The sequence below is a fragment of the Streptomyces sp. NPDC060027 genome (assembly GCF_042737005.1).
Lineage (GTDB): Bacteria > Actinomycetota > Actinomycetes > Streptomycetales > Streptomycetaceae > Streptomyces.
The window spans coordinates 1-12732 of the sequence record NZ_JBHWVI010000241.1 but is presented as its reverse complement, the minus strand read 5'-3'; the positions used below and the strand labels follow the sequence as shown (position 1 = coordinate 12732).

Here is a 12732-nt window from a genome sequence, read left to right as displayed (position 1 = left end):
GTGTACCGGAACACGGCCCGCTCTTTGCTTTCTGGCGGTATCGATGGAATCGCATCGTGGATACGATGCGATGGGTATGGCGCATCCACCTGGCAGCACCTTCATCGGGGAGGCGGGGGCCATGCAAACCGTGAGCCGTACCGGACTGGTGACCGCAGGCTTGGGCCTGGGAGCGGTCGGCGGGTTCGTCGGCAGCCTGCTCAGGGAGCGGAGCCATCTGACAGCCGCCCGTGACGCCGCGGGCGAAGGAAGCGAGGAACATCCTTCATGGGGCGTCGGCTCGTACCGCTCACGCTGGACAACCTTCCGGACCTTCCCAAGCGCTGTCGTACGTGTGTCTTCTGGGAACTGGATCCCGTCAGCAGTGAAGCCGCGGTAAAGGCAGGCACACCCGCGCTGGAGAAGGAAGCCTGGATCTCCTCGGTTCTGCTGGACTGGGGATCCTGCGGCCGGGTCGTCTATGTGGACGACGTACCGGTGGGCTTCGTGCTCTACGCGCCGCCGGCCTATGTCCCCCGCTCCACCGCCTTCCCCACAAGCCCGGTGTCGCCGGACGCTGTTCAGTTGATGACCTCGTTCATCATGCCGGGCTATCAGGGTCAGGGGCTCGGACGGGTGATGGTCCAGACGGTCGCCAAGGATCTGCTCCGCCGCGGATTCAAGGCGATCGAGGCTTTCGGGGACGCGCGCTGGAAGGAACCCGCCTGTGTGCTCCCTGCCGACCATCTGCTCGCGGTGGGCTTCAAGACCGTGCGGCCTCACCCCACGTACCCGCGCCTGAGGCTGGAACTCCGGACGACGCTCTCCTGGAAGGAAGACGTGGAGATGGCGCTGGACCGCCTTCTGGGAGCGGTACAGAAGGAGCCGGCGCTTCGTCCTCTGTGACGGTCGGCGGATCGCACCCGTGATCTGCGATCGACGTTCCCTCCGCCAAAGCGAATGGGCCAGCCCGGTTGGGCTGGCCCATTCGTGTTTCACGTGAAACACACGCCGCGCGTGCGGCGGACATCGACTACTTGGCGATGAAGTCCTCGAGGTCGCGCACGATCGCGGCCTTCGGCTTCGCACCGACGATGGTCTTCGCGACCTCGCCACCCTGGTAGACGTTCAGGGTCGGGATCGACATCACGCCGTACTTGGCGGCCGTGCCCGGGTTCTCGTCGATGTTGAGCTTGACGATCTCGATCTGGTCGCCGTACTCCGCGGCGATCGCCTCGAGGGACGGAGCGATCTGGCGGCAGGGACCGCACCAGGCGGCCCAGAAGTCCACCAGGACGGGCTTGTCGCTCTTGAGGACGTCCTGCTCGAAGGAGTCGTCGGTCACGTTCTTCAGGGTGCCGGCCACAGCGGGCTCCTTAACTTGTTGGTGCGGTGGGGCGGACGGGGGATCAGACGGTGGCGGCCGCGGCGGCGGTCTCGCTGTCCGCGAGGGAGGCGAGGTAGCGCTCGGCGTCGAGGGCGGCGGAGCAGCCGGTACCGGCAGCTGTGATCGCCTGACGGTAGGTGTGGTCGACCACGTCACCGGCGCCGAAGACACCAGTGAGGTTCGTGCGGGTAGAAGGCGCGGCGACCTTCAGGTAGCCCTCTCCGTCCAGGTCGAGCTGGCCCTTGAAGAGCTCGGTACGCGGGTCGTGGCCGATCGCGATGAACAGACCGGTCACCGGCAGCTCCGAGGTCTCGCCGGTCTTGAGGTTGCGCAGCGTCAGGCCGGCCAGCTTCGGGTCGCCCTTGATCTCGGCGACCTCGCTGTCCCAGACGAACTTGATCTTCGGGTCGGCGAAGGCACGCTCTTGCATGGCCTTGGAGGCGCGGAGGCTGTCCCTGCGGTGGACGATCGTGACGGACTTGGCGAAGCGCGAGAGGAAGGTGGCCTCCTCCATCGCGGTGTCGCCACCGCCGATGACGGCGATGTCGTGGTCCTTGAAGAAGAAGCCGTCACACGTCGCGCACCAGGAGACGCCACGCCCGGAGAGCGTGTCCTCGTTGGGCAGCCCGAGCTTGCGGTGCTGCGAGCCCGTGGTGACGATCACGGCCTTGGCGCGGTGGACGGTGCCCGCCGTGTCCGTGACGGTCTTGATCTCGCCCGTCAGGTCGACGGCGACGACATCGTCCGGAACCAGCTCGGCACCGAAGCGCTCGGCCTGGGCGCGCATGTTGTCCATGAGCTCGGGGCCCATGACGCCGTCCTGGAAGCCGGGGAAGTTCTCCACCTCGGTGGTGTTCATCAGCGCACCGCCTGCGGTGACGGCGCCTTCGAAGACCAGCGGCTTCAGCGACGCGCGCGCGGTGTAGAGCGCCGCCGTGTAGCCGGCGGGCCCAGACCCGATGATGATCACGTTACGGACGTCGCTCACGGCTTGATTCCTCGTCTCTGGAGACTGCTACGTACCGGTGGGAGCCTCTCTCAGTACTCTCACCCCACCCAACGGATCCTAAGGGGCTTCAATTCCCGCTGTGTCAGGGCACACGGAGACCGGGTGTTGGACAGAGACGCCCTGGGGCGCCTGGGCAGGACACCATCGGGCGTCGAAGCGTCAGGGCACGCGATCGAGAGGGCCGGGATCGCACCCGCCGAGGTGCTCAGCATCCTGAGGCCGACGCGTTCAGGACCGCGCGTACGACCGCGTCAGAAGGAGCTTGCCGGGGGGCGAGGAGGCCTGCTTCGCACAGGCCGATTCGACGATGTAGGCGGTGACCTTCGTGTTGTCCGCGTCATTGGACAGCACGAGGAGGTAGACGCCGGTCCCCTGGTACGTGCCCTTCTTGGCGGCGAGGAGCGTTCCCTCGTCTCCGGTCCCCTGCGCGACACACTCGGGAACGGGGGGTGTCGGGGAGACCAAGGTGTTGACCCCGCCCGAGTCGGTTCCAGTGCCGTGGGATTCGACACCCCAGGGCTTCGCGCTACCGGACTGCTCGCCCGACTTCTTGGTCTTCGTGAGAAGACCCGAGACCTCGCTCTGCAGTGTCTTCTCGGAGAAGGTGCTCACTGCCCCGGACTCCTGCCGCGTTGCCGTCTGAGGGCTCTTGTCGGAGCTGTCGCCGCCGAACGGCTGGAAGAGGATCGCGCCCACCCCCAGGGCGGCGGCCGCGAAGGCGGTCGTGAGGAGAACTGTCCTGCGGCGCCCACGGCGTGCTCGGTGAGGACGACCCGGTCCGCCGGCTGCACGAGGATGCCCCGCCGGGCGATCGGCAGCTGACGTTTCACGTGAAACATGAGCGCGGTCGTCGTCAGCACCGGATGTCTCATCGGGCGCTGTGGCACTCAGCAAGGCCTCGGCGGCCAATGCGGCATCGATGCGTCCGGCCACATCGTCGGGCATGCGAGGCGGACCCGGCAGGGAGCCGAGCAGGCTGCGGATCTCCTCCAGGGAGTCGTGGACGTCGGCGCAGAGTTCGCACGTATCGAGGTGCCGACGTACATCCTCGGTGCGGGATGGCGAGAGCAGACCTTCGGTGAGGTCGGAGATCTCCGCGACGTCCGGGTGCCTGGCCTTGTCCGTCGTGGATGTCACGCTCGCCCACCTCCGCCCTTCACAGCAGCTGAATCGCTTGGCCCTGCGTCACGGGATCCCGCCTCGCGCGGCCCCGCTGCGGGTGGGACGGATGTCCCCTGCGTCCGGTTCCGTCCGCCACCCGACTTCTTCCCCTCGTCGTCACCCGAGTTCTCCGTGCGGAGATGAGTGAGAAGGGGAAGGAGTCTGGCTCTGCCGCGTGCACAGCGGCTCTTCACCGTGCCGGTAGGCACATCGAGGATGCGGGCCGCCTCGGCCACGGGGTAGGCCTGCATGTCCACCAGGACGAGGGCGGCGCGCTGGTCGGCCGGGAGTGTGCCCAGAGCGTCGATGAGCTCCCGGTGGAGGTCATTGCGCTCAGCCGGAGCGGAGGCTGACTCGTGCGGTTCGAGGAGCTGTTCCAGGCGCTGGGTGTCATCGATGGGCGACGTCCTTCTGGAGGCCGCCTTGCGGGCGCGGTCCAGGCAGGCGTTCACCGTGATGCGGTGCAGCCAGGTCGTGACGGCCGACTGGCCCCGGAAGGTGTGGGCGGCCCGATAGGCCGATACAAGTGCGTCCTGGACCGCGTCAGCGGCCTCCTCGCGGTCTCCCAGCGTGCGCAGGGCCACGGCCCACAGGCGGTCGCGGTGACGCCGTACGAGCTCACCGAAGGCCTCGGGGTCGCCCTCGACGTGACGGGCGAGGAGAGTCAGGTCGCTCGCCGTGCCGTCTGTGGTCTCGTCCAACCGTGATCCCCTCCCACCAACCCTCTCTGAGGGTAGTGGCTGGAGCCATCGAACGCGCCAAAACGGTCAGGAGGATGATCCTGACGGCCTCACGATGATGGCGAGCGTGGTGTCCCGGGAAGTGTGGAGACGCAGAGGAGCGAGGAAGTGATACGGAGCAGGCTTTTGCATGTGCCGGCTGTCCGTGGCTCGAGGAAGAGCGATGCATGCACCAGGACAGACGGTGGGGTCACCTCCGTGAGGTGACCCCACCGCGATCCGATCCTAGGAGCCGAGCACCCTTACTTCCGAAATGCCACCCCTGTAGCCGTTGGGGCCATCGGGCGGAAGGCTGGTGACATGGATGACGATGAACCGCGTCCTGATGGGTTCATCAAGATTCTTCGTCAGGCTCTTTCCGGCTTGGCTCAGCGGGGTGATCCGCTGCGGGTAGTCCCCGAGAGATGCCGAACCGGATCCATTCTTCGAGGCAGCAAGAATTTCCACGGTCTGGCCGCTGCGATACAGGTCGATCTCCAGGCCGGTCACCGATTGGACCGCGCCGAGGTCCACGATGATGCCGCTTCCCTGTTTGCGGTTGGGGAGATTGCCGAAGTTCGGATACCCCTTGTACTGCGGGGTGACCCAAGCGGTGCCAGGCTTCCCGTCGACGGCGAGGGAGACCTCGTCCTCCTGTATGCCGGTACCGCTGGGCGCGAACTCGGATGCGGATCGGATCTTGATCGGCTTGGCGGGCTTGGCCTTGTCGCCGGTCTTGTCGTTGCCGTCCGTCGTCTGGGTCTTCTCGGTGTCGTCGGACTTGCCGTGATCCATCAGCGCGTCCGCGAGCTGCCAACTGCCCAAACCCAGAGCGGCGATGAGGAGTGCCGAGACGGCCCACTTCAGCGCCTTGCCGGTACGGCTCTGCAGCGGCGCCGGCGGAGCCGACGCGGGCTGGGCGACACCTGGACGGGCCGACTGGCGGCCGTACGTGCCCTGCTGGTACGTCGTGCGCTGGTACTCGGGCGGTGCGGTGAACGCGGGCTCCGGCGGGCGGATGCGCGGCATCTCGCTGATCGCCTTCACGAGCTCCTCCGGCGTGGTGCACGGGGACTCGTGGCGGGAGGCGGTCGCGCCGTCGTTGGCGAGCGCGCGCATGGCGAGCTCCGACAGACCTCGGTGGACACCGGCCCGCACTTGGTCCGGCGCGATGAGCCCGACGCCCTTGGGCAGTCCTGACAGCCCATAGGCATCGTTCTCGTACGGCCAGCGCTGGGTCAAGGAGGCGTACAGGAGTGCCCCGATCCCCTCCGTGTCGGAGCGCTGCGGGGTGTCGGAACTGATGCCGCGGAGGGCCGCGTTCACGGCGAGCCCGCGGATGCGCCACTGGCCGGACGACGTGCGGAGCACGGCGCCGGGGGTCAGCTTCAGATGTGCGAGGCCCTCGCGGTGTGCGGCGGCCATCGCCTGGGAGACCTGACTGACCATCTGGTAGGCCTCGTGCACCTCCAGGGGGCCGGCGGCAAGGAGCGCGGTGAGCTCCGTGGCGTCCGGCAGCCACTCGTGCACCACATAGACGAGGTCGTTCTCCTCGACCGCGTCCAGGACCTGGACGAACCGGGGATCACCCAGCAGGGCGGAGGAACGGGCCGCCGCCAGTACTGAGCGGGCCCGCGGATGATCGGCGGGCAGCAGGTGCACACCGACGGCACGACGAAGCTTCTCGTCCATCGCGCGCCAACTGCTGAAACCGTCCAGACGGGTGACGCACTCTTCGAGGCGGTATCGCCTGGCGAGTTTGTGACCACTGTGCAGTTCGGGCGGTGAGGCCTTTCCGGGACTCTCGGTCCCGCCGCTCCCCTGTGCCTCTTCGCTGTCCGTTTCCCGCTCCCGGTTTTGGGCCACCCCGTCGGACGTGGTTTGGTCCGCCTTGGCGGTCAGCGGTTCGTCACCGCTGTTGTCTGCCACGTCGACGGCAGCCGTGCTCCGTTCCGCCACCGTCGTCCCTGCCTCCCCATCCGTTGCGCGCTGTCCGACGCAGAAACCAATTGTGCCCACAGTCCGGCGCTATGCACGACACACGGCGACGGACGATGGTTGTGCACGTACCCCCGCCTCAGCGCCCCAGGCGCCCGCGGACCATTCCGACCATTGAGTTGAGTTCTTCGATGCGCATCTTGCGCGCCGCGACGTAGAAGACACCGAGCAGGGCGATCGATCCGACGACGAGCGCCGCGATCGAACCGAACACCCCGTGCCCGAGGGCCTGGGTGATCGCAAATCCTACGGCGCCGCCCACCAAGGCGCCCGGGATGGACGCCAGGCACAGTCGCGCGTACGTACGCATCACGCGGGCGCCGTCCAGGTCGCCGCCCAGCCGCCTGCGCAGCCGCTGCCAGGCCACTCCGACGCCCACGGCGTAGGCCAGTCCGTACGCGCCGGCCATGCCGACGACCGCCCACTGCGCGGGCAGCACCACGTAACAGACGGCCGACGCCGCCGCGTTGACGGCGGCCACGATGACCGTGTTGTAGAAGGGGGTGCGGGTGTCCTCGTAGGCGTAGAAGCCACGCAGGACCACGTACTGCACCGAGAAGGGGATCAAGCCGAGCGCGAAGGCCATGAGGACATAGCCCTGTGACTCGGCGGCCTGGAGGCCGCTGGAGCCGAAGAGCAGGGTGCACATGGGGATGCCGAGCGCGACGAACATGAAGGCGACCGGGACGATCGCCACCGCCGAGGTCCGCAGACCCTGCGAGATGTCGTCACGGACGGCGCCCGGGTCACCGTCGTGGGCCGCTCGCGAGATCCGCGGAAGCATGGCCGCCATGACGGAGACCGTGATGATCGCCTGCGGCATGCCCCAGATCAGCTGGGCGTTGGAGTAGGCCAGGATGCCCGCTCCGCTCTTGCCCGACGCCTTTTGCGCGGCGGTCGCCAACTGTGTGACGACGAGGACGCCCGCCTGGTTGGCGAGGACGAAGAGCACGGTCCACTTGGCGAGCTGGATGGCCTTGCCGAGGCCGTGGCCCCTCCAGTCGAAGCGCGGACGGAACCGGAAGCCTGTCTCGCGCAGGTACGGAACCATCGCCACGGCCTGCACGACCAGGCCGAGCAGGGTGCCGATGCCCAGCAGGCGGAGGCCGTCCGGCGGGATGTTGTTCACCGACATGCCGGAGTGCCGGGCGGTCCCGTAGACCCAGAGGAACAGGCCGAACGTGGCGATCATGACGATGTTGTTCAGGACCGGAGTCCACATCATCGCGCCGAATTTCCCGCGGGCGTTGAGGATCTGGCCCATGACCACGTGCACGCCCATGAAGAAGATCGTGGGCAGGCAGTAACGGGCGAAGGTGACGGCCACGTTGTTGGCCGCCGGCTCGCTCGCGATGGCGTCCGACATCAGCTGGATCAGCAGCGGTGCGATGAAGACTGCGGCGGTGACGATCACAGCGAGGGCGACCATGACCAGCGTCAGCAGGCGGTTGGCGTACGCCTCACCACCGTCGTCGTCCTCCTTCATGGACCGCACCAACTGGGGTACGAAGACCGAGTTGAGTCCGCCGCCGACGGTCAGGATGTAGATCATCGTCGGCAGGGTGTACGCGACGGTCCAGGCGTCACCGAGCGTCGCCGCGCCCAGAGCGGCCGTGATGATCATGGTGCGTACGAAGCCGGTGAGCCGGGACACCAGCGTGCCCGCCGCCATCACGGCGCTCGACTTCAACAAGCCGGAGGCACGGCCGCCGGACTTCGCCGGAGCGGCCGCGGGTGCTGATGCCGGAGCCTGAGCGGCGGCCGGAGCCGGCTCAGGCGCCGGTGCCGGAACCGCGGGGGAGGCATAGGCGTGACGGACGCCGCCCTGCTGCTGGTCGCGGAAGAGGTGAGCGAAGGCGTCTGGCTCATGCTGCTCCTCGCCGGCCTGGGTGACCAGGTCGTCCACCCCTACGTACTGGGTGGTCCGGGCGTCGTCGCCGTATGGCAGGTGCCGCGTCGGCCCGGCCGGCTCCGGAGGGGGCGTCTGGGCCCACACCCGCGGGTCGGGGGCGTACTGCGGCGTGGGCGGCTGGGCGTAGAGCGGCTGCTGGGGCGCGTACGTTCCGGGCGCCGGCGGAGGGTGCGCGGCACGGTCGTAGAGCGCCTCCGCCACGGGATCCTGGGCCGAGAGGTCCTGTGCCCGGTAAGGATCCTGGGTGTAGGCGTCCTGGAGGTACATGTCCGCGGGAGCCCCCGGCGGCATCTGGCCGGGCTCCGGCGTGCCCTCGGGGTAGCCGGAGCGGCCCGCGTCCTGGTCCGGGTAGTCCTCGGGGTAGCCCGAGGATCCCGCGCCCTGGCCGCGGTCACCGTCGTACGGCGCGTTCATGGTTACCCCACCTCATCGTCCCCGGGCCCACCGGCCACGACATCGCTCAACGGTCCACTCTCTCACCCGTGCCGGACGGGTCGGCGCTTTCCGATGCGGTGTCCGGTGTCGGGTCACTCGGCTGCTCCGGGTCGTCTGCCCCGGACTCCGAGCCGGAAGCCCGTTCGGGACCGGCCTCGGAGTCTTCAGTGTGCTCAGTGTCCACGGTGCCGCCCGTGTCCTTGCGCACACCCCCCGCCTCGGGACCGTCCTCCGGGTCTCCCTCAACCTGCTGGGCCGCTGCCCGCTTACGCTGCGTGTACATCCGGAAACCGGCGAGTACGAGAAGCAGGACACCGCCGCCGATCACGAGCATCACCGTGGAGGTGATCTCGGTGACCTTCACCTCGAAGGAGACCGCATCGCCGTACGGCTGCCCGTCCTCCGTGTAGAGCTGGGCGGTGACCTTGACCGGACCGTTGGCCTTGGTGGAGGTCGTAAACTTCACCGACTGACTGTGCTCGCCCGCGACCTGGATCTGCTCGGCGTACGGACCATTGCCGATCTTGAGGCGGGTGGGCTGCCCCGACGTGAGGCGCAGCACCAGATGGTCGACGCCCTGCACGAGGTTGTTCTGGACGGTCACGGGGATCGTGGCGCTGCGCCCCGAGAGCTTCGCGTCCGATTTCTTGATGAGATGCACCAGGCCCATGAGCCCGTCGAGGTAATGGTCCACACCCGTGCGGAAGGCCTCCGCCTCCGTCGGGCGACCACGCCAGGACACGGACATCCCCCGGTCTATGGCCCGGCCGAACGGCGTGACCACACGGGACTCGTCGGTGAGGATCAACCGGAACTTGTCGAGCTTGCTCTGCGTCTGCTGGATCCGGACGAAGGCTTTGCTCGGCAGTTCCCGGTGGCGCAGTGCCGACGGGTACGAGGACGTGGGCGGCACCTTGGTGGTGGCTCCGGGGTCCGGCTTGGCCTTCGCGGCCTCGGCCAACCCCTGGGACTCCGTCCAGGTCCCCTGCTGGAGCACCCGCAGCGCCTCGGCCATGGACTGCGCCTGACTCGCGGTGGGCATCCGCTGCGGGGCGACGACGATGCTGCGTTCGTCGCCCGACTGCTGCAGGTTGATCATCAGGCTCTGGGCCAGGAACTTCTGGACGGCGAGCGTGGAGTTCTCGGCCTTCAGCATGTCGCCCTGGAACGCGGTGGAGAGCCGCTCGTCCGCGACCACCGCCGTCGTCCCGCCGCCGATGGGGCGTGCGGCGCTCGGCGTGTACGACAGGCCGCCCGTCTCCCGGAGGCTGTCGCTGCGGGCGATCACCTTGTCCGCGCCGGCCGAGGTGGCCACCTTGACGATCGACGGGTCCACGGCTCCGTCCACGGGCCAGGCGAAGTCCGTGCTCGGCTTCACGTGGACGATCGTGTCCACCGTGTCGGCGGCCACATCGGTGGCGTCCTTGAGGTGACTCAGGGAACCGGTGACGTCCTTGCCGTGGTGGGCGAGCGACGCGAGGTCGGGGTCGGCGAAGGGGAGCGCGACGACGTTCTGGTTCTGGACCGCCTTCTCCAGCTTGTTCAGCCAGGCGTTGGCCACCGCCCGGTTCTGCCCGGCGACGGTCGTGCCGTCCTCCTGCTGGATCCGGTACCCGCCGCCCATGGCGTCGACGGAGGCCAGCAGGTCCGGGTCGAGGACCCAGGTGACATCGAGTCCGCTGCCGAGCGACAGGAGCTGGTCCAGGCGCCCGCCCGGGGCGATCTCCGCGGCCAGGTCGTCGTTCTTGAAGACGGGCGTCTGCTGCTCGTCGGAACCGGTCTCCGCCGTGAGGTGGACGGTGGACATGAGCGGCCAGAGGTACGTCGTCCTGGTCTTCGTGTCAGCAGCGTCGGGCTGCCAGGGCAGGAAGGTCCGCTCGATGCCCAGGACCTGGTCCCACTGCTGGGCGGTGGTCCGGCCCGTGAGTGAGACCCCGAGCTGGTAGACCCCGTCGGCTCCGAGGTCGAGCTCCTTGGCGGGCACCGAGATGCTGAAGTGTTGCGAGCTCCCGGAGGCGAGCTTGGTGACCTTCGCGACGTACTTGCCCCCGACCTCCGCCGCGTCGAGGCCCGGCTGGAAACTGGTTCGCTTCGCGACGGTGTCGATGGCGGAGCGGGTGTTCAGGGACGGTCCCACGCGGATGCCCACGTGGGCATCCGTGACGGTCTGCCTGCTCTTGTTGGTGACCGAGCCGGAGACCGTGATCGTGTCGCCCTCAGTGGGGGTGCTGGGGCTCAGCGAGTCGAGGCTGATGTCGACCGTGCCGGAACCCGCGGCATCGGCCACAGAGGCCCGCTCAGCGGCTTGAGAGGGGGTGCCCAAGGGCAGCTGGAGCAGCCCGGCCAGCAGCGGCGCCCCGGCCAGCAGTGCACCGCTGCGCCGGAGCCACCGGCGGGCAGGTGAGGGACTCGTCCCTTGGAAGTCTGCCGCCTCGGCCACGCGCTCGCCCGTCCTCGTCGTCGTCAGTGGTCGTCGGAATGTGCGTCCACGCATGGTAACGATGTGCGCTGAGCGGAAGTGCCGCGGAGTGGTCCACAAGATCGGGGGACAGCTCCGACTGTCCTGTATGTGCGCGTATTGAGGCGGCGAGGAGAGAAGGAGCACGAATATGAGATTTATCGGGGCGCCCCCGGGGGCCTCGGCCACGTACCCTTTTCTGTTGTGCCGAACGCCAATGAAGACAATTCCAGTGCCCTGAGCCAGGTGCAGCGCCGCGCGGTGAGTGAACTGCTGCGGGTCTCTCCTGTCGCCGACGAGCTCGCCCGCCGTTTCCAGGAGGCGGGATTCTCGCTCGCCCTGGTCGGCGGCTCGGTCCGGGACGCGCTCCTCGGCCGGCTCGGCAACGACCTGGACTTCACGACGGACGCCCGACCCGAGGACGTGCTGAAGATCGTCCGGCCCTGGGCCGACGCGGTGTGGGAGGTCGGGATCGCCTTCGGCACGGTGGGTGCGCAGAAGGACGCCCGTGTGGGCGATGTGGAGCAGTCGTTCCAGATCGAGATCACGACGTACCGCTCCGAGGCGTACGACCGGACCTCGCGCAAGCCGGAGGTGTCGTACGGCGACTCCATCGAGGAAGACCTCGTGCGTCGTGACTTCACGGTGAACGCGATGGCGGTCGCGCTGCCGGAGAAGGAGTTCATCGACCCGCACGGCGGTCTGGACGACCTGTCCGCTCGCGTCCTGCGCACCCCGGGCACCCCGGAGGCGTCGTTCTCCGACGATCCGCTGCGGATGATGCGGGCCGCGCGGTTCGCCGCGCAGCTCGACTTCGAGGTGGCACCCGAGGTTGTCGCCGCCATGACGGACATGGCCGGGCGTATCGAGATCGTCTCGGCGGAGCGCGTACGGGACGAGCTGAACAAGCTGATCCAGTCCGCCCACCCTCGCAAGGGGCTCACGCTGCTCGTCGACACCGGGCTCGCCGACCATGTGCTCCCCGAGCTCCCCGCGCTGCGGCTGGAGAGCGACGAGCACCACCGACACAAGGACGTCTACGAACACACGCTGATCGTTCTGGAACAGGCCATGGCTCTGGAGGAGAACGGGCCCGATCTGACCCTCCGGCTCGCCGCGCTGCTCCACGACATCGGAAAGCCGCGGACGCGTCGCTTCGAGGAGGACGGGCGGGTCTCGTTCCACCACCACGAGATGGTGGGCGCCAAGATGACCAAGAAGCGGATGACGGCGCTCAAATACTCGAACGATCTCGTGAAGGACGTCTCACGTCTGGTCGAACTCCACCTGCGTTTCCACGGGTACGGCACCGGTGAGTGGACGGACTCCGCCGTTCGCCGCTACGTCCGGGACGCGGGCCCGCTTCTCGACCGCCTTCACAAGCTGACCCGCTCCGACTGCACCACACGCAACAAGCGCAAGGCGACCGCGCTCTCCCGTGCCTACGACGGCCTGGAGGATCGCATCGCCCAGCTCAAGGAGCAGGAAGAACTCGACGCGATCCGTCCCGACCTCGACGGCAACGAGATCATGGGCGTCCTGGGTATCGGCCCGGGCCCCGCGATCGGTCAGGCGTACAAGTTCCTGCTGGAGCTTCGACTGGAGAACGGCCCGATGGAGCATGACGCCGCGGTGGCGGCGCTCAAGGAGTGGTGGGCCGAACAAGGCTGAGGG

Annotated in this window: 9 protein-coding genes; 2 read left to right on the top strand and 7 right to left on the bottom strand. The window is 68.2% G+C overall.

Annotated elements, in window-relative coordinates; translation table 11 throughout:
* The first annotated feature begins 267 nt into the window (after positions 1-267).
* Positions 268-885 carry a GNAT family N-acetyltransferase gene (locus ACFWBT_RS36570; RefSeq protein WP_385707349.1) on the top strand — a complete coding sequence of 206 codons (618 nt, stop codon included), beginning with the start codon at positions 268-270 and terminating at the stop codon, positions 883-885.
* A 127-nt stretch (positions 886-1012) separates the two neighbouring features.
* On the opposite strand, the gene trxA is transcribed toward ACFWBT_RS36570, so the two are convergent.
* From trxA to ACFWBT_RS36535, 7 genes are all read right to left on the bottom strand, one after another.
* Positions 1013-1345, bottom strand: coding sequence for a thioredoxin (gene trxA / locus ACFWBT_RS36565; RefSeq protein WP_266760603.1), 333 nt, complete (start codon positions 1343-1345; stop codon positions 1013-1015).
* A gap of 43 nt (positions 1346-1388) precedes the next feature.
* A complete protein-coding gene (gene trxB / locus ACFWBT_RS36560; RefSeq protein WP_385707346.1) occupies positions 1389-2354 on the bottom strand; it encodes a thioredoxin-disulfide reductase in 966 nt (321 codons plus the stop codon).
* Positions 2355-2603: 249 nt separating this feature from the next.
* Positions 2604-2987 carry a hypothetical protein gene (locus tag ACFWBT_RS36555; RefSeq protein WP_385707345.1) on the bottom strand — a complete coding sequence of 128 codons (384 nt, stop codon included), beginning with the start codon at positions 2985-2987 and terminating at the stop codon, positions 2604-2606.
* Positions 2988-3508: 521 nt separating this feature from the next.
* A complete protein-coding gene (gene sigM / locus ACFWBT_RS36550; protein WP_385707343.1) occupies positions 3509-4237 on the bottom strand; it encodes an RNA polymerase sigma factor SigM in 729 nt (242 codons plus the stop codon).
* A 264-nt stretch (positions 4238-4501) separates the two neighbouring features.
* On the bottom strand, positions 4502-6214 hold the full coding sequence (locus tag ACFWBT_RS36545) for a serine/threonine protein kinase (RefSeq protein ID WP_385707341.1): 1713 nt from the start codon (positions 6212-6214) through the stop codon (positions 4502-4504).
* A gap of 118 nt (positions 6215-6332) precedes the next feature.
* Positions 6333-8579: a murein biosynthesis integral membrane protein MurJ gene (gene murJ, locus ACFWBT_RS36540; RefSeq protein ID WP_385707339.1), complete on the bottom strand. Its 2247-nt coding sequence runs from the start codon at positions 8577-8579 to the stop codon at positions 6333-6335.
* A 46-nt stretch (positions 8580-8625) separates the two neighbouring features.
* Positions 8626-11040 (bottom strand): DUF6049 family protein, encoded by a 2415-nt coding sequence (locus ACFWBT_RS36535; protein WP_385707337.1) that lies wholly within the window; start codon positions 11038-11040, stop codon positions 8626-8628.
* Between the two features lie 222 nt (positions 11041-11262).
* On the opposite strand from ACFWBT_RS36535, the gene ACFWBT_RS36530 reads away from it, so the two are divergent.
* A complete protein-coding gene (locus tag ACFWBT_RS36530; RefSeq protein WP_385707336.1) occupies positions 11263-12729 on the top strand; it encodes a CCA tRNA nucleotidyltransferase in 1467 nt (488 codons plus the stop codon).
* Positions 12730-12732 lie beyond the last annotated feature (3 nt).

Bases quoted from the DNA above. Each gene is read 5' to 3' on its own strand.
- murJ (WP_385707339.1), bottom strand. From the start codon at position 8,579: ATGAACGCGCCGTACGACGGTGACCGCGGCCAGGGCGCGGGATCCTCG.
- ACFWBT_RS36570 (WP_385707349.1), top strand. From the start codon at position 268: ATGGGGCGTCGGCTCGTACCGCTCACGCTGGACAACCTTCCGGACCTT.